General features: G+C 60.2%; 16 protein-coding genes. 9 read left to right on the forward strand and 7 right to left on the reverse strand.

All coding sequences use genetic code 11. From position 1 onward, the window contains the following. The first annotated feature begins 195 nt into the window (after window positions 1-195). The 5 genes from ACEN9A_RS04485 (at window position 196) to ACEN9A_RS04505 (ending at window position 5,868) form a co-directional block, all read left to right on the forward strand. Window positions 196-927 carry a DsbC family protein gene (locus tag ACEN9A_RS04485; RefSeq protein WP_019651848.1) on the forward strand — a complete coding sequence of 244 codons (732 nt, stop codon included), beginning with the start codon at window positions 196-198 and terminating at the stop codon, window positions 925-927. A 134-nt stretch (window positions 928-1,061) separates the two neighbouring features. Then, window positions 1,062-2,366: a homoserine dehydrogenase gene (locus ACEN9A_RS04490; protein WP_018926703.1), complete on the forward strand. Its 1,305-nt coding sequence runs from the start codon at window positions 1,062-1,064 to the stop codon at window positions 2,364-2,366. A 66-nt stretch (window positions 2,367-2,432) separates the two neighbouring features. After that, entirely contained in the window at window positions 2,433-3,842 is a 1,410-nt protein-coding gene (thrC, locus tag ACEN9A_RS04495) for a threonine synthase (RefSeq protein WP_019651847.1), read from the forward strand. Window positions 3,843-3,975: 133 nt separating this feature from the next. Then, a complete protein-coding gene (locus tag ACEN9A_RS04500) occupies window positions 3,976-5,331 on the forward strand; it encodes a transporter substrate-binding domain-containing protein (protein ID WP_258672442.1) in 1,356 nt (451 codons plus the stop codon). Window positions 5,332-5,580: 249 nt separating this feature from the next. Further along, complete coding sequence (locus ACEN9A_RS04505; RefSeq protein WP_019581629.1) at window positions 5,581-5,868, forward strand: DUF3509 domain-containing protein; 288 nt, start codon at window positions 5,581-5,583, stop codon at window positions 5,866-5,868. A 171-nt stretch (window positions 5,869-6,039) separates the two neighbouring features. On the opposite strand, the gene ACEN9A_RS04510 is transcribed toward ACEN9A_RS04505, so the two are convergent. Beyond that, window positions 6,040-6,966, reverse strand: coding sequence for a TIGR02285 family protein (locus ACEN9A_RS04510; RefSeq protein WP_258672444.1), 927 nt, complete (start codon window positions 6,964-6,966; stop codon window positions 6,040-6,042). Next, window positions 6,947-8,146: a CaiB/BaiF CoA transferase family protein gene (locus tag ACEN9A_RS04515; RefSeq protein WP_019651844.1), complete on the reverse strand. Its 1,200-nt coding sequence runs from the start codon at window positions 8,144-8,146 to the stop codon at window positions 6,947-6,949. The genes ACEN9A_RS04510 and ACEN9A_RS04515 overlap by 20 nt, the downstream gene beginning before the upstream one ends. A 149-nt stretch (window positions 8,147-8,295) precedes the next feature. On the opposite strand from ACEN9A_RS04515, the gene ACEN9A_RS04520 reads away from it, so the two are divergent. The 3 genes from ACEN9A_RS04520 (at window position 8,296) to ACEN9A_RS04530 (ending at window position 12,078) form a co-directional block, all read left to right on the forward strand. Further along, window positions 8,296-8,838, forward strand: a complete 543-nt coding sequence (locus ACEN9A_RS04520) for a YaeQ family protein (RefSeq protein ID WP_007940622.1) — start codon at window positions 8,296-8,298, stop codon at window positions 8,836-8,838. A 66-nt stretch (window positions 8,839-8,904) separates the two neighbouring features. Beyond that, entirely contained in the window at window positions 8,905-10,614 is a 1,710-nt protein-coding gene (gene recJ / locus ACEN9A_RS04525; RefSeq protein WP_028939499.1) for a single-stranded-DNA-specific exonuclease RecJ, read from the forward strand. Window positions 10,615-10,971: 357 nt separating this feature from the next. Beyond that, window positions 10,972-12,078 (forward strand): NADH:flavin oxidoreductase/NADH oxidase, encoded by a 1,107-nt coding sequence (locus ACEN9A_RS04530; protein ID WP_258672446.1) that lies wholly within the window; start codon window positions 10,972-10,974, stop codon window positions 12,076-12,078. A 169-nt stretch (window positions 12,079-12,247) separates the two neighbouring features. On the opposite strand, the gene ACEN9A_RS04535 is transcribed toward ACEN9A_RS04530, so the two are convergent. Further along, complete coding sequence (locus tag ACEN9A_RS04535) at window positions 12,248-13,873, reverse strand: glucan biosynthesis protein D (protein ID WP_019581625.1); 1,626 nt, start codon at window positions 13,871-13,873, stop codon at window positions 12,248-12,250. A 412-nt stretch (window positions 13,874-14,285) separates the two neighbouring features. On the opposite strand from ACEN9A_RS04535, the gene ACEN9A_RS04540 reads away from it, so the two are divergent. Further along, the gene (locus ACEN9A_RS04540) at window positions 14,286-14,471 is read left to right on the forward strand and encodes a hypothetical protein (protein ID WP_007940616.1); all 186 of its coding nucleotides are present in this window, start codon (window positions 14,286-14,288) and stop codon (window positions 14,469-14,471) included. 88 nt (window positions 14,472-14,559) lie between these two features. On the opposite strand, the gene ACEN9A_RS04545 is transcribed toward ACEN9A_RS04540, so the two are convergent. The 4 genes from ACEN9A_RS04545 to ACEN9A_RS04560 are packed head-to-tail and all read right to left on the reverse strand — an operon-like array spanning window position 14,560 to window position 18,834. Continuing rightward, window positions 14,560-15,984, reverse strand: a complete 1,425-nt coding sequence (locus tag ACEN9A_RS04545; protein ID WP_258672447.1) for a gamma-aminobutyraldehyde dehydrogenase — start codon at window positions 15,982-15,984, stop codon at window positions 14,560-14,562. A gap of 52 nt (window positions 15,985-16,036) precedes the next feature. Further along, window positions 16,037-16,861 (reverse strand): ABC transporter permease, encoded by an 825-nt coding sequence (locus ACEN9A_RS04550; RefSeq protein ID WP_019581623.1) that lies wholly within the window; start codon window positions 16,859-16,861, stop codon window positions 16,037-16,039. Then, window positions 16,851-17,795, reverse strand: coding sequence for an ABC transporter permease (locus ACEN9A_RS04555; protein ID WP_019581622.1), 945 nt, complete (start codon window positions 17,793-17,795; stop codon window positions 16,851-16,853). Before ACEN9A_RS04555 ends, ACEN9A_RS04550 begins: the two co-directional genes overlap by 11 nt. 1 nt (window position 17,796) lies before the next feature. Beyond that, window positions 17,797-18,834: an ABC transporter ATP-binding protein gene (locus ACEN9A_RS04560; RefSeq protein ID WP_258672448.1), complete on the reverse strand. Its 1,038-nt coding sequence runs from the start codon at window positions 18,832-18,834 to the stop codon at window positions 17,797-17,799. Window positions 18,835-18,862 lie beyond the last annotated feature (28 nt).

Genomic DNA, 18,862 nt, shown 5'->3' on the forward strand with positions numbered 1-18,862 from the left:
GTCCATATGTCGGATAGGGATCGCCAAAGAGGGGCTGCTTCGCAACCCAACGGGGCGGTGCGGCGTTCCGACAAGCCCCCTCGCCACAGGGGCCTTATGTGGTAGGCTTTGCCGGTTTGCACGATGGGCGGTTATGACCCGGTGTTTCGGCACGGGCGTTCTGATCGTCCCATTTGTCCGCCTTCAGGAGTTCTCATGCGTCTGACCCAGATTTTCGCCGCTGCAGCCATTGCGTTGGTCAGCACCTTTGCCGTCGCCGATGACGCGGCCGACAAAGCCATTCGTAAAAGCCTGGAAAACCTCCAGCTCGACGTGCCGGTCGAAACCATCACCGCCAGCCCGCTGCCAGGTCTGTACGAAGTCAAGCTCAAGGGCAGCCGCGTGCTTTACGCCAGCGCCGACGGCCAATACGTCGTTCAGGGCTACCTGTTCCAGCTCAAGGACGGTAAACCGGTCAACCTGACCGAGAAGACCGAACGCCTGGGCATTGCCAAGCTGATCAACGACATTCCAGTGGCGGAAACCGTGGTCTATCCGGCCATCGGCGAAACCAAGTCGCACATCACCGTGTTCACCGACACCACTTGCCCGTATTGCCACAAGCTGCACGCCGAAGTGCCTGAGCTGAACAAGCGCGGCATCGAAGTGCGTTATGTTGCGTTCCCGCGCCAGGGCCTGGGCTCGCCGGGTGACGAGCAACTGCAAGCCGTGTGGTGCTCCAAAGACAAAAAAGCCGCCATGGACAAAATGGTCGATGGCAAGGAAATCAAGGCCGCCAAGTGCGATAACCCGGTTTCCAGGCAGTTTGCCCTCGGTCAGTCGATTGGCGTGAACGGTACACCGGCCATCGTTTTGGCTGACGGTCAGGTCATTCCGGGCTACCAGCCTGCGCCACAAGTCGCCAAACTGGCACTGGGCGCGAAGTAAATTCGCATCGTCACGGCCAGCCTTTGACGAGCGTGGTCCGGCGGCAGCATTTGCCGGGCCATCAATAGAGAGCCGCGAACCTGCGGCTGTTTTCACGGCCGGCCTCGAGTCGGCCGTTTTATGGGGAGTTCACAGTGAAACCGGTCAAAGTAGGCATCTGTGGGTTAGGGACCGTCGGTGGCGGTACCTTCAACGTACTTCAGCGCAACGCCGAGGAAATTGCTCGTCGTGCCGGGCGTGGAATCGAAGTGGCACAAATTGCCATGCGCACGCCAAAGCCTCAGTTCCAGACGACCGGTATTGCGATTACCAACGATGTCTTCGAAGTGGCCACGAACCCTGAGATCGACATCGTCATAGAGCTGATGGGCGGCTATACCGTTGCCCGCGAGCTGGTACTCAAGGCCATCGAGAATGGCAAGCATGTGGTCACCGCGAACAAGGCACTGATTGCCGTTCACGGTAATGAAATTTTCGCCAAGGCTCGCGAGAAGGGCGTGATCGTTGCGTTCGAAGCGGCCGTGGCCGGCGGTATCCCGGTGATCAAGGCGATCCGTGAAGGCCTGTCCGCCAACCGCATCAACTGGGTGGCCGGCATCATCAACGGCACCGGTAACTTCATCCTTACCGAAATGCGTGAAAAAGGCCGGACCTTCGAAGACGTGCTGGCCGAAGCGCAAGCCCTGGGTTACGCCGAAGCCGACCCGACGTTCGACGTCGAAGGCATCGACGCAGCCCACAAGCTGACGATCCTGGCGTCCATCGCGTTCGGCATTCCGCTGCAATTCGACAAGGCCTACACCGAAGGCATCACCAAGCTGACCACCGCTGACGTGAACTACGCCGAAGCGCTGGGCTATCGCATCAAGCACCTGGGCGTGGCGCGCAGCACCGCGGCCGGTATCGAGTTGCGCGTGCACCCGACGCTGATCCCGGCCGATCGCCTGATCGCCAACGTCAACGGCGTGATGAACGCGGTGATGGTCAACGGTGATGCTGCCGGTTCGACCCTGTTCTACGGCGCTGGCGCCGGCATGGAACCGACCGCTTCGTCGGTAATCGCCGACCTGGTGGACGTGGTTCGCGCCATGACCTCTGACCCGGAAAACCGTGTACCGCACCTGGCCTTCCAGCCGGATTCGCTGTCGGCCCACCCGATCCTGCCGATCGAAGCCTGCGAAAGCGCTTACTACCTGCGCATTCAGGCCAAGGACCATCCGGGCGTGTTGGCCCAGGTGGCGAGCATCCTGTCGGAGCGCGGCATCAACATCGAATCGATCATGCAGAAGGAAGTCGAGGAACACGACGGCCTGGTGCCGATGATCCTGCTGACCCATCGCGTGCTGGAACAGCACATCAACGATGCGATCGCTGCCCTGGAAGCCCTGGCGGGCGTGGTCGGTCCGGTTGTACGGATCCGCGTCGAGCACCTGAACTAAGCCGTTATCGTTCACCGGGCCCGCGTGCGGGCCCGGGTTTGCGAACACTGTCTATTGGAGCCAGTCATGCGTTATATCAGTACCCGCGGCCAGGCACCGGCCCTGAATTTCGAAGACGTCCTGCTGGCCGGTCTAGCCACCGACGGCGGTCTGTACGTCCCGGAAAACCTGCCACGTTTCACTCAGGAAGAAATCGCTTCCTGGGCCGGCCTGCCGTATCACGAACTGGCCTTCCGGGTGATGCGCCCCTTCGTCACCGGCAGCATCCCCGATGCCGATTTCAAAAAGATTCTTGAAGAAACCTATGGCGTGTTTTCCCACAACGCCGTGGCGCCGTTGCGTCAGCTGAACAGCAACGAATGGGTGCTGGAGCTGTTCCACGGCCCGACCCTGGCGTTCAAGGACTTCGCCCTGCAACTGCTCGGTCGCCTGCTCGACTACGTGCTGGAAAAACGCGGTGAGCGCGTGGTGATCGTCGGCGCTACCTCCGGCGACACCGGTTCGGCGGCCATCGAAGGCTGCAAGCATTGCGAAAACGTCGACATCTTCATCCTGCACCCACACAACCGCGTGTCCGAAGTGCAGCGTCGCCAGATGACCACCATCTTCGGCGAGAACATCCATAACATCGCCATCGAAGGCAACTTCGATGACTGCCAGGAAATGGTCAAGGCGAGCTTCGCCGACCAGAGCTTCCTCAAGGGCACTCGCCTGGTAGCGGTGAACTCGATCAACTGGGCGCGGATCATGGCCCAGATCGTTTATTACTTCCACGCAGCCCTGCAGTTGGGCGGCCCGGCGCGTTCGGTATCGTTCTCGGTGCCGACCGGCAACTTCGGCGATATCTTCGCCGGTTACCTGGCGCGCAACATGGGCCTGCCGATCAACCAGTTGATCGTCGCCACCAACCGCAACGACATCCTGCACCGCTTCATGAGCGGCAATCAGTACGTCAAGGAAACCCTGCACGCCACGCTGTCGCCGTCCATGGACATCATGGTCTCGTCGAACTTCGAACGCCTGCTGTTCGACCTGCACGGTCGTAACGGCGCGGCGATTGCCGGTTTGATGGACACCTTCAAGCAGGGTGGCGGTTTCAGCGTCGAACAGGAGCGCTGGACCGAAGCACGCAAACTGTTCGATTCGCTGGCCGTGGACGACGCCCAAACCTGCGAAACCATTGCCGAAGTCTTCGAGCAAACCGGCGAGCTGCTGGACCCGCACACCGCCATCGGCGTGAAGGCCGCGCGCGAATGCCGTCGCAGCCTGGATATCCCGATGGTGATCCTGGGCACGGCTCATCCGGTCAAATTCCCGGACGCGGTGGAAAAAGCTGGTGTAGGAAAAGCGCTCGAACTACCTGCACATCTTTCTGATTTGTTTGAGCGAGATGAGCGTTGCACCGTGTTGCCGAATGATCTGAAAGCTGTGCAGGCCTTTGTCAGCCAGCATGGCAACCGCGGCAAGCCACTGTAACCGGTAAAAGCTGTCACATTTTGAAGCCCGTCTCCTGACGGGCTTTCTCATTTCTGCATGCCACACTTGTCGGGTTTCGTAAATGAAGAGCCGCCCATGAAGGGCGGGCGAGACGATCACCAAGGAAGTGGCAATGCTGTTTTTTAGAGGGTTTAAACCAGCTGCGTGCTGGATATTTCTGGTCGGCGCCATGAGCGTTGCTCAATGGGGGCTGGCGGCGCAATTGGCGGCTTATGAGCCCCGGGGGGCGGTCGGCGAGGCCGCTATCGGGCTAGACGCTCAGGAGCTGCAATGGATTGCGGAACATCCGACGGTCATCGTCGCGTCGGCGCAGTACCCGTTGTATTTGTTCAAGGATGAGCATGGACACTGGAGCGGGTTGAACAACGATGTGCTCAACCGCATCAGCGCCATGACAGGGCTGACGTTCCTCCATGAAGAGACGTTTTCCACCGATCAGTTGCTGGAGCGGCTGGAAAGCGGCGCGGCAGACATGAGCACCACACTGGCAATGAGTGAGGAGCGCAAGGAGTTCCTGGATTTCAGTCATGCGTTCGGTGGTGCGGGCTGGGTGTTCGTCGGGCGAGCGGGCGCGCCAGCGGTGCAATCCATGCAGCAGCTGTCGAAAAGAGTACTGGTGCTGCCAGCCCGGCATGCGCTGGAGGCGACCATTCGTCGCGACTATCCGTCCATCGAGCTGCGTTCGGTCAAAACCTACGCCGAGGCCAGGGCGCTGGTCGAAAGCGGCGAAGCCTACGCCACCATCGAGAACGAAACCGGGGCGCAACTCTATCCGTCCGGGCAGCTCAAGGTGGGCTCTACGGTAGAGGGTAAATGGGAGGCCGATCATCTGGCGGTACGCAAAGGACAGCCGCAATTGTTGAGCATCCTCAACAAGGCACTCGAAGCGTTTCCGCCTGCCGAGTTACGCGCCATTCGCTTGAAGTGGCTCGATGGCATTGTTCCTGTACAGACGCCTTCGACCTGGCAGCGAGTAACCGAATGGGGCTGTTGGGGCATTTTTTTCGCCAGTGTTTTTGTGCTGCTATCCCTGTTGTGGAACCGACGACTCGCGATGTTGATCCAGCAACGTCGGGACGCCGAAAAAGACCTCAATGACCAGCTCGCCTTCCAGCACGCCTTGATAGACGCCATGCCCGATCCAATGTTCGTGCGTGATCTGGAAGGGCGCTTGATCATGTGCAACAAAAGTTATGAGGAGAGTTTGTCGACCCGTTTCGACCAGATTCAGGGGCGCCGACTGATCGAGCTTGATGTCTTGCCCAAGGAAACCGCCGAGCAACTGCACGCCGAGTTCATGGCCCAGCTGGGTACGCGCAAGACCCGCTTCAGCGAACGTCAGTTGATGTTCAAGGACGGCGTCAGGGACATCTATCAGTGGACGGTGCCGTTTTACAGCGCGGACGGTCAATTGCGAGGGCTGCTGGGCGGATGGACCGATCTGGCCAAGCGGACAAGGCAGGCGTGAAGCGCGATGCCTGTAGCAGCTGCCGAGCCTGCGAGGCTGCGTTCGGCTGCTGCTACAAGGAATGCGTCTCGGGTGAAAGGGTTTAAAAGCGGCTGTTTTTTTACTGTCATCTTTTCCGGGCATGCTTTATCCACCAGAGGCGCCGGTGCGCCTGCCGTTGGAATCCAGAACTTTCTTCTCGGGTCTGGGGTCATTTACTGTGGATACGCCCCAGGCACTTTGTTTGCGGACTATTGAGTGGTGATCGAGATGGAAAGTATCAGTCTATTGCTCGGCGAGGCTCTGAGCCCGTACCAAGTCACATTGACCCCATCGGGTGCCCATGGCGAATGCCTGGTGACGCTCAAGAGTGCGACCGGCGCTATCGTGGTCGAACGGCTGTTCAATCAGGCCCAGTTAACCGATAAACGTCTGCTGACGGATGTCGTCGACGGCTTGCACCGCGACGTGCTGATCGCTGAAGGACGCCTGGAGCCCTGTGTCATCGCGGCGTTGCGCAATGCGGCTCAGGACAAGCGCCTGGCCAGCCGAAATTGAAGTGTTTTTTGTGGGAACCTTCCTGCACCAAGGTCAGTCAGACCATGTAACGGCAGGATCAAGCATTGTGCTCCGGTGCTTGTAGCTTGCTGCTACTGGTCTGTAATACAGGCCACGTTTAACCCCGAGTTGTCTCCCCACTTCTCGGGGTTTCTTTTTGCCTGCGATTTGTCATTGCGTGGCCTGATGCTCGAAAAAGGCCCTGGTTTCTTCCAGGTAATCCTTGCGTCTTTGCGGGTCGAGCCAGTCGGCATACAGCGGGGCCAGTTGCTCGCGGGGCAGGGCGCGCAGTAGTCGGTTGATTTCACCGATCGCCTGTCGACCCTGAGGTGTATTCGAGCAACCGATGTACACGGGCATGTAGTTGCCCGTGCCTTTGACCGGGTAGAACTCCAGTTGCTCATCGGCCAGGTTTTCCTGATGGGCCTGATAGCGGATTTCCGGCCAGTAACCCAATACCACCTGCAAACGACCCAAGCGTTGCATCTGCAGCAGGCTGCCGAGGGCGTCATTGCCATAGTGGGGCGTCAGCGCGCCGGCTGGCGCCTGTTGCAGCAGTGTGTCGAGGAACTCGCCGTAACGGCGCTCGGCGATCACACCGACTTTCTGTTGACCGCTGGCCAACAATGCGGCCAGATCGACTTCACCGTTGGAAAGAAACGGCTCCAGCACTGGCCGATCTTCACGTCGGATCACCAACCCATTGCTGACCACCCGGAAGGCCGGAATGGAATACGCGATCCATTGTTCGCGCTCCTTGCTCCAGACCAGCGAGGGATCGCAGGTAAAGGATTCTTCGTGAAGCATTTGCATGCCGCGGGCGCGATTGACCCGTATCAGGGTGTGTTCGTACTGCGGCATACCGGCGATCAGCAGGGGCATCAGTTGGTCGATAACGCCCTGGCCTTTTTTCGGACCTTCGAAGATCGTCAGTGGCGGCAGGTCGCGCAACAGCCAGAACAAATGCTCCTTGGGTTGCGCCAGGGCCGGGGATATCAGGCCCGACAACAGCCCGAGCGCCGCCAGCAGGCGCCCGATGCTGGCGTAATCGAGGACAGATGAAAGCAGGCGATTCAGCTTAAATGGCCCCGTCTTCACGCAGTCGTGCGATCTGTGCCGGGTCGTAGCCCAGATCGTGGAGGACTTGCGCATTGTGTTCACCCAACTGCGGCCCGACCCATTCCGAGGTGCCGGGTGTCTCAGAGAGTTTTGGCACAATGCCGGGCATCTTGAAGTCCTTGCCGTCGGGCAGCTTGGCTTGCAGGAACATTTCCCGGGCCAGGTACTGCGGATCGCTGAACATGTCTTCGGCGCTGAAAATCCGGCTGGCGGGAACGTCAGCCTGGTTCAATTGCTCGATCACTGCGTCCAGCGGCAGTGAGTTGACCCAACGATCGATCACCCCGTAAATCTCGTCGCGACGGCTGTCACGCCCGTCGTTGCTGGCCAGCACTGGGTCGTTGGCCAGGTCCTCGCGGCCGATGATCAGCATGAAACGCTTGAAGATCGCATCGCCGTTGGCGCCGATCTGCACGTGTTTGCCGTCGGCGCTGGTGTGGATGGAGGAGGGCGTGATGCCCGGCATGATGTTGCCGGTGCGTTCGCGGATGAAGCCGAACACGTCGAACTCCGGGACCATGCTTTCCATCATGGCGAAGATCGCTTCATACAGCGCCACGTCCACCACTTGGCCCAAGCCACCGTTGACCTCGCGATGACGCAAGGCCATCAGTGCGCCAATCACGCCCCAGAGCGCGGCAATCGAGTCGCCGATGGAAATCCCGGTGCGCACTGGCGGCCGGTCCTCGAACCCGGTGATGTAGCGCAGGCCGCCCATGGACTCACCGACCGCACCGAAGCCCGGCTGATCTTTCATGGGGCCGGTCTGGCCAAAGCCCGAGAGCCGCACCATCACCAGTTTCGGGTTCAGTGCGTGCAGGACTTCCCAGCTCAGGCCGAGCTTTTCCAGCACGCCGGGGCGAAAATTCTCAATCAGGATGTCCGCTTCACTGAGCAGCTGTTTCAGGATCGCCAGGCCATCGGGGTGTTTCAGGTTCAGGGTCAGGGATTTCTTGTTGCGCGCCTGAACGAACCACCACAGCGAGGTGCCTTCATACAACTTGCGCCATTTGCGCAACGGATCACCGCCGTCCGGTGACTCGATCTTGATCACTTCGGCGCCGAATTCGCCGCAAATACGCGAGGCAAACGGCCCGGCAATCAACGTACCCAATTCGATGACTTTCAGACCCGAGAGCGGTTTATTGGAGAACGGCATGCGAAATCCTGTAGGACAAAGGCTGAGCGAATACAGCGTTTTATCATAGGCCGACATCCATCGCCCAAAGTTGATTCGCCTTCAATTCGTTGATTGCCCTCTTGCATCGGTTAGACTTGCCGCCTTTCCCCGTATCAAGAAGCCCGTTCATGGCCCAGCCGTCCACGACCTACAAGTTTGAACTGAACCTCACCGACCTCGACCGCAGCGTCTACGAGAACGTGAAGCAGACCATCGCCCGTCACCCTTCGGAAACCGAAGAGCGCATGACCGTGCGGCTGCTGGCCTACGCCTTCTGGTACAACGAGCAGTTGTCTTTTGGCCGCGGTCTGTCAGACGTGGATGAACCGGCGCTGTGGGAAAAGAGCCTGGACGACCGTGTCCTGCACTGGATCGAAGTCGGCCAGCCAGACGCCGATCGCCTGACCTGGTGCTCGCGTCGCACCGAACGCACCAGCCTGCTGGCCTACGGCAGCCTGCGTGTCTGGGAAGGCAAAGTGATCCCGGCGATCAAGACCCTGAAAAACGTCAACATCGCCGCCGTGCCCCAGGAAGTGCTGGAAACCCTGGCCAAGGACATGCCGCGCGTTATCAAGTGGGACGTGATGATCAGCGAAGGAACGATTTTCGTCACCGACGACCGTGGTCAGCACGAAGTCCAGTTGCAATGGCTGGCCGGCGAACGCGGCTGATTATTCGCCGCTTGGCAGCGTCACCCGGTTTTATCCTACGTATTCAAGAGAAGCACCTGTCACCCCATGCGCATCGAACCTCGCCTGTTGCCCGACACCCTGCCATTTCTCGGTGATATTCCACCGCTGCTGACCCGCCTTTACGCGGCGCGGGGCGTGCAGTCTGAGGCTGAACTGGACAAGAGCCTGGCGCGGCTGATTCCGTTCCAGCAGCTCAAGGGCATCGAGGCGGCGGTGGATTTGTTGGTGACGGCGCTGGAGCAGCGTCAGCGGATTCTGATCGTCGGCGACTTCGATGCCGATGGCGCGACGGCCAGTACCGTGGGCATGTTGGGGTTACGCCTGCTGGGCGCGGCGCATGTCGACTATCTGGTGCCGAACCGCTTCGAGTACGGCTACGGCCTGACCCCGGAAATCGTCGAAGTGGCGCTGACCCGCGAGCCGCAGTTACTGATCACCGTGGACAACGGCATTTCCAGCGTCGAAGGCGTGGCAGCGGCGAAAAAGGCCGGGCTCAAGGTGCTGGTCACCGATCACCACTTGCCCGGCGACGAGCTGCCGTTGGCCGATGCCATCGTCAATCCGAACCAGCCGGGTTGCGAATTCCCGAGCAAAGCCCTGGCCGGTGTCGGGGTGATTTTCTATGTACTGATGGCCCTGCGCGCGCGCCTGCGCAGCCTGGGCTGGTACGAGAGCAAGCCGCAGCCGAACATTGGCGAATTGCTCGACCTGGTGGCGCTGGGCAGCGTCGCCGACGTGGTGCCGCTGGATGCCAACAACCGGATTCTGGTACATCAGGGCCTGGAGCGAATTCGCGCCGGGCGCGCGCGGCCGGGGATCAAGGCGATCCTTGAAGTGGCCAAGCGTGATCATTCGCGCATCACCTCGACTGACCTGGGCTTTATCCTCGGCCCGCGTCTGAACGCGGCAGGGCGGCTGGATGACATGAGCCTGGGCATCGAGTGCCTGCTCACCGAAGACGCTGGCGCTGCCCGTGAAATGGCGGCTCAGCTGGATGGCATGAACCAGGACCGTAAATCCATCGAGCAGGGCATGCAGCGCGAGGCGCTGGCCCAACTCAAGGATCTGCCGGTGGAATCGATGCCGTTCGGCCTGTGCCTGTTCGATCCCGAGTGGCACCAGGGTGTGATCGGTATCCTCGCCTCGCGTATGAAAGAGCGCTATTTCCGTCCGACCATTGCCTTTGCCGATGCTGGCGACGGCCTGCTCAAAGGCTCGGGGCGTTCGGTTCAGGGCTTTCACATTCGTGATGCCTTGAGCGTGGTCGCGGCGCAGCATCCAAACCTGATCAGCAAATACGGTGGCCATGCCATGGCGGCCGGCCTGACCTTGCCGGAAGCGAATTTTCCGTTGTTCGCCGAAGCTTTCGACGCCGAAGTGCGCAGGCAAATGCGTGAAGAAGACCTGACCGGGCGACTGCTGTCGGACGGCACCCTGGCGGTTGAGGAGTTTCACCTGGAACTGGCTCGCGCCCTGCGCCACGCCGGGCCTTGGGGGCAACACTTCCCGGAGCCGCTGTTTCACGGGGTGTTCCAGTTGGTCGAGCAGCGTGTGGTTGGCGAGCGGCACCTCAAAGTGGTGCTGAAGAGTGAATGCGGCTCGGTGAAGCTGGATGGCATCGCCTTCGGGATCGACCGGGACATCTGGCCGAATCCGACCATCAAGTGGGTCGAATTGGCCTACAAACTCGACCTCAACGAGTTTCGTGGGAACGAGACTGTACAGTTGATGATTGCCCACATCGAACCGCGATAACGGCACGATGCTTTTGTGGCGAGGGAGCTTGCTCCCGCTGGGCTGCGAAGCGGCCCTAAACCTTTAAACGCTTCTTTCCTGTGGTACCGCGTCGGTTGGTTGACGACTGCTGCGCAGCCGAGCGGGAGCAAGCTCCCTCGCCACAGGTATCGCCCAGACCTCAAATTGGCGGTGTTTCATTTCTTGAACCCTCCCTGATCCCGCGATGTCGACTAGGCTCTAAGCACTGCTTGATTATCCTTGTGACGTCTTGTCGAATTTTTTGCCCGCGGGGGCGGGTGCTGCACCTTTTTCCTGTCACTCGTCGACTATTCAAACAGAACCCTGGAGCCTGCCCACTGATTTGAGAGGTGCCCCATGAGTCTGCTGCTTGAACCCTATACCCTTCGTCAATTGACCCTGCTTAACCGCATCGCGGTGTCACCGATGTGCCAGTACTCCAGCGTCGATGGGCTGGCCAATGACTGGCATCTGGTCCATCTCGGCAGCCGCGCGATCGGCGGCGCCGGTCTGGTATTCACCGAAGCCACGGCGGTCACCGCCGACGGGCGTATCACCGCCCAGGACCTTGGCCTCTGGAATGATCAACAGATCGAACCCTTGCAACGTATTACGCGCTTCATTGCCGCTCAGGGCGCCGTTGCCGGCATCCAGTTGGCCCATGCCGGGCGCAAGGCCAGCACGCATCGGCCGTGGCTGGGCAAGCATGGCAGCGTCAAGCCGGAAGACGGCGGCTGGATCCCGGTCGGCCCTTCGCCGATCGCTTTCGACCCCCAGCACACACCACCCAAGCAGCTTAATGAAAGTGAGATCGCCGAGGTCGTCCAGGCTTTCGTCGATTCGGCCAAACGGGCGCTGACCGCCGGTTTCAAAGTGGTCGAAGTGCACGCCGCCCATGGGTATCTGCTGCATCAATTTCTTTCGCCGTTGAGCAATCAACGGCGCGATCAGTACGGTGGCTCATTCGAGAATCGTATTCGGCTGGTGCTGCAAGTCACCGAAGCGGTGCGGGCCGTGTGGCCTGAAGAGTTACCGGTGTTTGTGCGTGTATCGGCCACCGACTGGGTGGAAGACGGTTGGAACCCCGACGAAACCGTGGAGCTGGCGCGACGCTTGAAAGATCTGGGTGTGGACCTGATCGACGTTTCGTCGGGCGGTACGGCGGTAAATGCCGAAATTCCTACAGGGCCCGGTTATCAGACCCGATTTGCTGAGCGGGTACGTAAAGAGTCGGGCATTGCCACCGGCACGGTAGGCATGATTACCGAGCCAGCCCAGGCCGAGCATATTCTGCGTACCTGTCAGGCCGACATTATCTTCCTCGCCCGGGAGTTGTTGCGTGATCCGTATTGGCCGCTGCATGCCGATGACGATCTGGGTGGGCACAAGGCTATCTGGCCGGCGCAATACCAACGGGCCACCCATCGTGACCAGCCGATTCATGAATCGGATTTGCGTGACTGAAAGCCGCTGTAAAACCAAAAAGCCCCGGTCGGGTTGTCCGGGGCTTTTTAACGCCAAAAGATCGCAGCATTCGGCAGCTCCTACATTGCCCGCGTCCGACCGCGATTTTGTAGGATACATGCAACCCTGTAGGAGCTGCCGAAGGCTGCGATCTTTTGATTTTGCTATATCAGGTGTACTTGCGCTTATCCGGCGCCGGCGGGAAATACTGGTACAGCCAGGTTTCACTCAACGTGCGGTCATTGGTGCGAATGAACAACCGCAGTTCTACCGGCGCCACGCTGTCATTGGTCGGGTACCAGTCAAAGGTGATTCGGTAGCCCTTGATGTCATCGAGCACCAGCACGTTGAAATCCTTCACCTGACCGTTCGAGCAGGTCACCACCGGTTCGATCCCCGCGCCTTCGGGCAAGCGGTCCAGCCCGCCGCCGGTGAAGTCCACGGCAAAGCGGCGTGCCCAGACTTCAGGATAATGCTCACCCGGTGCCCAGCCTTCGACAAAGCCGCCCATGCCCGAACGGGTCGCGTTGACCCGTGCCAGCGGCGTACCCGTCGGTGGCAGGGCGCTCCAGTAGAGCTTGTAGCCGTAGTTCAGGGAGTCACCGGCGGCGACCGGTTTCTTCGGCGTCCAGAACGCGACGATGTTGTCCAGGGTTTCGCCGGTCGTAGGAATTTCCAGCAAATCGATAGAGCCTTCGCCCCACGCGGTCGTAGGTTCTACCCACAGGCTCGGGCGCTTGCTGTACCAGTCGACGGTGTCCTGATAACTGTCGAATTCATGGTCGGTCTGCACCAGACCAAAGCCTTTCGGGTCGGTGTCGGCGAAGGCGTTGAATTGCAGGGTGGCCGGGTTGTTCAGCGGACGGCAGATCCACTCGCCGTTGCCGCGCCACATGGCCAGGCGATCGGAGTCGTGGATTTGCGGGTGAATGGTGTCGCACATACGGCGCTCGTGGGTGCCGCAGCTGAACATGCTGGTCATCGGTGCGATACCCAGTTGCTCGATGGCGGTGCGGGCATTGACGTGGGCGTCGACTTCCATCACCACGCGCTCGGCCTGGCAATCGATGTCAAAACGGTAGGCTCCGGTGGCGCTTGGCGAATCGAGCAGGGCGTACACCACGAATCGGGTGCTGTCCTTGTCCGGTGTCTCGAACCAGAACTTGGTGAAGTCCGGGAATTCTTCACGCTTCTTGGCGTAGGTGTCGATTGCCAGGCCGCGGGCCGACAAACCGTACTGACCGGTGGCGTCTACCGCACGGAAATAGCTGGCGCCGAGGAACGACAAGACGTCGTGCTGATCCAGCTCCGGGGCCTTGAACAGCTTGAACCCGGAAAACCCCAGGTCGCCCTTGAGCTGTTGGGTGTCTACGGTGGTTTTTTCGTAGTTGAACAGCGACGGGCGGAAATGCACCTCGCGCGCCAGTCGAGTCTTGGGATCGACGCTGTACATGCGCACCGGCTGCTTGAAACCCATGCCGACGTGGAAAAACTGCACGTCCAGCTGACCTTTCAGATCCTTCCACAGCGAGTGATTGCCGTCGTAGCGGATTGCGTTGAAGTTCTGCGGCGTCATGGTCGCCAGCGTCGGCGGCAGCACCTGTTTGGTGTCCTGATACGGCTTGCCGGCGAGCTGTTTGGCCTGGCTCTTCAGCGCTTCGAAGTCGAACGCCTGAGCGTCGCCATCGGCAGTGCCGCTACCGGCCCAGGCGTTTGCGGCCAGCAGGCCGGTGGCCGAGAGACCGGTGTAAGCCGCGATGGCCATGGAGGCTTTGAGCAAATTCCTGCGGTGCATAAGTACAACCTGTCGTGAATAATCCCGCGCCGTTCCTGGCACGTGCTGGATCAGAAATAACGGTTCGGACATGCCTTCGGCCAAACGCTACGGACTTTAGAACAGATGCCAAATAGCTTAAACCGTTCGATTACAGAGCAAAAATGATTGATAGCACCGCGACAGCGCGGCAATGAAACAAGACATGTCAGGTAACGTTTCTCACAGCACTTTCTGATTTATAGGGCATATCTGCTTTTTTCGACTAATTACTCTAAAAACCGCTTTTCAGCGCCGATTTAATTTCTATTCTATGGGCATGACCGGTTTCGGCCCTTCAGGCCGGTGGGTTCAGTGCACACAAGACGGCCGCTGAAAGTGATAGGGCGATGCGGTTTTGCAGTTTTCTCTGACGTATAGAAGGACATCGTCCATGTCGAAAGTACAAGGCATCACTGAAATGTTAGGACTCTTTCCCTGCCTGGCCACCGGGCGGCGAAGGCGTCGTCTCAGTTCGGAGGAGTTGAAGTTGGTGGAGCGCTATCGCGAGCTGTCGGAGAGTGACCGGATTGCGATGCGCTATCTGGTGGATGCGATGAGGAGTGTTTCGCGGTTTTGAGGTGTAAAGGCTTTGTCCGTTGAGCAAAAGATCGCGGCCTGCGGCAGCGCTTACAGGAGAACTGCCGCAGGCAGCGATCTTTTTGCTTTTAATGCTTGAACATCACATGCCTTACAACCGTGTAATCCTCCAACCCATACATGGACATGTCCTTGCCATAACCGGACAGTTTCTGACCACCGTGCGGCATTTCGCTGACCAGCATGAAGTGGGTGTTTACCCAGGTGCAGCCATACTGCAGGCGCGCAGACAGGCGATGGGCGCGGCCGACGTCCGAGGTCCAGACTGACGACGCCAGGCCGTAGTCCGAATCGTTGGCCCAGGCCAGCGCCTGCGCTTCATCGGTGAATTTGGTTACCGATACCACCGGCCCGAACACTTCGCGGCGCACGATCTCGTCGTCCTGTTGCACGTCGGCCAACACCGTTGGCTCAAAGAAGAAGCCATTGCCTTCCACTGGCTTGCCGCCGGTGATCAAGCGAATGTGCGGTTGCGCCATGGCTCGCTCGACAAGCCCGGTCACGCGGTCGCGATGTTGCGCGCTGATCAATGGGCCCAGCTCCGTCGATGGATCATCCTGCACGCCGTACTTGAGGCTGCTGACCGCGGCGCCGAGCTTCTCGACGAAGGTGTCGTAGATGCCAGCCTGGGCGTAGATGCGGCAGGCGGCGGTGCAGTCCTGCCCGGCGTTGTAGAAACCGAAGGTGCGAATGCCTTCCACGGCGGCGTCGATGTCGGCATCGTCGAAGATGATCACCGGCGCCTTGCCACCCAGTTCCATGTGCATGCGTTTGACGTTGCCGGCAGTGCTGGAAATGATATTTGAGCCGGTGGCGATAGAGCCGGTCAGCGACACCATGCGCACTTTCGGGTGAGTGACCAGTGGGGTACCGACCGTAGGACCACGGCCGTACACCAGGTTAAGCACGCCCGCCGGGAAAATTTCCGACGCCAGTTCTGCCAAGCGCAGGGCGGTCAGCGGGGTTTGTTCCGACGGTTTGAGCACCACGGTATTACCGGCGGCCAGGGCCGGGGCGATTTTCCAGGCGAGCATCATCAGCGGGTAGTTCCACGGCGCGATAGAGGCAATCACGCCCACCGGGTCGCGGCGGATCATCGAGGTATGGCCGGGCAAGTATTCACCGCCCAGTGCTCCGCTCAGGCAACGGCTGGCGCCGGCGAAGAATCGGAACACGTCGGCAATCGCCGGGATCTCGTCGTTCAGCGCGGCGCTGTAGGGTTTGCCGCAGTTGTCCGACTCCAGTTTGGCCAGCTCTTGGCCATGGGCTTCGATGATGTCGGCGAGTTTGAGCAGCAACAGCGAGCGTTCTTTCGGCGTGGTTTGCGACCAGCCTTCGAAGGCGCTATCGGCAGCGCGCACGGCGGCGTCGACCTGGGCTTCGCTGGCTTCGTTGATTTCCACCAGCACACGACCGAGGGCCGGGTTGAACACGGCTTGGGCGGGGCCGTCGCCGGCGACCAGTTGGCCATTGATCAAGAGTTTGGTTTGCATGGCGTTGTCCTCCGAAGCTGTTGTATTTCCTCTGTGGGAAATGAGTTGTCAGTTATTTCCCGCCACTGCCCGCAACGCTTTCCCCACCACGGGTCAGGTAATACGCGCCGAGAATCGGCAACATGGTCACCATCATGACCAGCATCGCCACGACATTGGTCACCGGCACGTCCCGAGGGCGGCTGAGCTGGTTGAGCAGCCACAACGGCAAGGTGCGTTCGTGGCCGGCGGTGAAGGTGGTGACGATGATTTCGTCGAACGACAGGGCAAACGCCAGCATGCCGCCAGCCAGCAACGCCGAGCCGAGGTTCGGCAGGACGATGTAGCGGAAGGTCTGCCAGCCGTCGGCGCCGAGGTCCATCGACGCCTCGATCAAGCTATATGACGTGCGGCGTAACCGGGCGATGACGTTGTTGTAGACGATCACCACACAGAAGGTCGCGTGACCGATCACGATGGTGAATACCCCCGGCTCGATCCCCAGCGTCTTGAAGGTCGCCAGCAACGCGATCCCGGTGATGATCCCCGGCAATGCGATCGGCAGGATCAGCATCAGCGAAATACCTTGCTTGCCGAAGAAGTCCCGCCGGTACAACGCCGCCGAGGCGAGGGTGCCGAGGATCAGCGCAATCAGTGTGGCGATGGCGGCGATCTGCAGCGACAGCTTGATCGCCTCCAGTACGTCGGGCCGCGAGAACGCCACGGCGATCCACTTCAGGGTGAAGCCCTTGGGCGGAAAGCTGAACGCCGCGTCTTCGGTGTTGAAGGCATAGAGGAAGATGATCAGGATCGGGAAGTGCAAGAACAGCAACCCGCCCCAGGCGGCGATGCGCAGGCCCAGGGATGCCCGGTCTTGAGAGGAAGCGTCAGAGCGCATCGAAGGCCCCCAGGCGTTTGACGATGGACAGGTAAATGGCGATCAGCACGATCGGCACCAGCGTGAAGGCCGCCGCCATCGGCATGTTGCCGATCGCCCCTTGCTGGGCGTAGACCATGCTGCCGACGAAGTAGCCCGGTGGGCCCACCAGTTGCGGCACGATGAAGTCGCCCAGTGTCAGTGAAAACGTGAAAATCGAACCGGCCGCGATCCCCGGAATCGACAGCGGCAGAATCACTTGCATGAAGGTCTGACGCGGCTTGGCGCCCAGATCCGCCGAAGCTTGCAGCAAGGACGGCGGCAGGCGTTCCAGTGACGCCTGGATAGGCAGGATCATGAACGGCAGCCAGATATAAACGAACACCATGAACCGCCCCAGATGCGAGGTCGACAGGGTGCTGCCACCCACTCCCGGCATCCCGAGTACGAACTGCAACACCGGCTCCAGGTTGAGGTATTGAACGAACCATTGGGCCACGCCGCCCTTGGCCAGCAGCAAGGTCCAGGCATAGGCCTTGACGATGTAACTGGCCCACATCGGCATCATCACCGCGATGTAGAAAAACGCCTTGGTGTTGCCGCTGGTGTAGCGCGCCATGTAGTAGGCAATCGGGAAGGCCACGATTGCACTGGCGATCGACACGACGATGGCCATGCTCAGGGTGCGCAGGATGATGTCGAAGTTCGATGGCTGGAACAGCGCTGCGAAGTTCGCCAGGGTCAGGTCGGGGGTGACCGTCATGGTGAAGTCATCGAAGGTGTAGAAGCCTTGCCACAACAACGTCAGCAGCGAGCCGAGGTAGATCGCGCCAAACCACAACAGCGGCGGCACCAGCAGCAGCGACAGATACAGGTTCGGCCGCCGGTACAGCAGGTTGGAAAACCGGCGCAGCGGCGAGCCGTTGGCCGGGGTTCGAGAGATCACGCTGTCCATCTCATACCCCGCCTACAACATTGTCGTGCAGCGGGATCATCGCCTCGCGCGCCCAACGAGCGCTGATGCGTTGCCCGGGCTGGTGTTGCGCGCTGACGTCCAGCCACTGGACGTTGGCCTGGCTGATGTTCAGGGTCTGGCCGTTTTCCAGTTTCAGTTCATAGCGGGTGGCGCTGCCCTGGTACTGGATGTCGTGGAGCAGGCCGCTGACTTCTATTTCATGGCTGGCCAGCGGCCCTTCGGCGAAACGCACGTGTTCGGGGCGGATCGAAAACGGCTGAGGATTGCCGCTCAACTGCCGGGCCAGATCACCGCGTATCACATTGGACGTGCCGACGAATTCGGCGACGAAGGTGGTTGTCGGTTTCATATAGAGGTGGCGCGGCGTGTCGACCTGTTCGATACGCCCCTTGTTGAACACCGCCACGCGGTCGGACATCGACAACGCTTCGGTCTGGTCGTGGGTGACGAAGATAAAGGTGATGCCGAGCTGACGTTGCAGCTTCTTCAGTTCGCCTTGCATTTGCTCGCGCAGCTTCAGGTCCAGCGCCCCGAGTGGTTCGTCGAGCAACAACACGCGAGGGCGATTGACCAACGCGCGAGCCAGGGCTACACGCTGGCGTTGGCCGCCCGAGAGTTGCACCGGTTTGCGCTCGCCGTAGCCATTGAGGGCGACCATGTCGAGGGCTTCTTCGGCACGTTTGTGGCGTTCGGTCTTGCCGACGCCTTTGACTTTCAAACCATAGGCGACGTTGTCGAGTACGTTCATGTGCGGGAACAGCGCGTAATCCTGGAACACGGTGTTCACGTCGCGCTGATACGGCGGCAGCCCGGCGGCCTCCAAGCCATGGATGCGGATGGAGCCGGTGCTCGGCTGTTCGAAACCGGCGATCAGGCGCAGGCAGGTGGTTTTACCCGAGCCAGAAGGGCCCAGCAGGGAAAAGAACTCGCCGTCCTGGATGTCGATGGAAACCCGGTCAACGGCCTTCACCTCACCGAACTGACGGGAAACGTTGGTGAACTGGACTGCAAGCGTCATGGATACGGTGCTCCCAAAAAGCGGGGGC

It is taken from the genome of Pseudomonas sp. Pseusp18, from assembly GCF_059506005.1.

What these genes read in the sequence shown, in the direction of transcription:
- ACEN9A_RS04555 (WP_019581622.1), bottom strand. Translation starts at nt 17,795, where the DNA reads ATGGACAGCGTGATCTCTCGAACCCCGGCCAACGGCTCGCCGCTGCGC.
- ACEN9A_RS04520 (WP_007940622.1), top strand. Translation starts at nt 8,296, where the DNA reads ATGGCCCAGCCGTCCACGACCTACAAGTTTGAACTGAACCTCACCGAC.
- ACEN9A_RS04550 (WP_019581623.1), bottom strand. Translation starts at nt 16,861, where the DNA reads ATGCGCTCTGACGCTTCCTCTCAAGACCGGGCATCCCTGGGCCTGCGC.
- recJ (WP_028939499.1), top strand. Translation starts at nt 8,905, where the DNA reads ATGCGCATCGAACCTCGCCTGTTGCCCGACACCCTGCCATTTCTCGGT.
- ACEN9A_RS04545 (WP_258672447.1), bottom strand. Translation starts at nt 15,984, where the DNA reads ATGCAAACCAAACTCTTGATCAATGGCCAACTGGTCGCCGGCGACGGC.
- ACEN9A_RS04485 (WP_019651848.1), top strand. Translation starts at nt 196, where the DNA reads ATGCGTCTGACCCAGATTTTCGCCGCTGCAGCCATTGCGTTGGTCAGC.
- thrC (WP_019651847.1), top strand. Translation starts at nt 2,433, where the DNA reads ATGCGTTATATCAGTACCCGCGGCCAGGCACCGGCCCTGAATTTCGAA.
- ACEN9A_RS04535 (WP_019581625.1), bottom strand. Translation starts at nt 13,873, where the DNA reads ATGCACCGCAGGAATTTGCTCAAAGCCTCCATGGCCATCGCGGCTTAC.
- ACEN9A_RS04500 (WP_258672442.1), top strand. Translation starts at nt 3,976, where the DNA reads ATGCTGTTTTTTAGAGGGTTTAAACCAGCTGCGTGCTGGATATTTCTG.
- ACEN9A_RS04505 (WP_019581629.1), top strand. Translation starts at nt 5,581, where the DNA reads ATGGAAAGTATCAGTCTATTGCTCGGCGAGGCTCTGAGCCCGTACCAA.
- ACEN9A_RS04540 (WP_007940616.1), top strand. Translation starts at nt 14,286, where the DNA reads ATGTCGAAAGTACAAGGCATCACTGAAATGTTAGGACTCTTTCCCTGC.
- ACEN9A_RS04560 (WP_258672448.1), bottom strand. Translation starts at nt 18,834, where the DNA reads ATGACGCTTGCAGTCCAGTTCACCAACGTTTCCCGTCAGTTCGGTGAG.
- ACEN9A_RS04530 (WP_258672446.1), top strand. Translation starts at nt 10,972, where the DNA reads ATGAGTCTGCTGCTTGAACCCTATACCCTTCGTCAATTGACCCTGCTT.
- ACEN9A_RS04515 (WP_019651844.1), bottom strand. Translation starts at nt 8,146, where the DNA reads ATGCCGTTCTCCAATAAACCGCTCTCGGGTCTGAAAGTCATCGAATTG.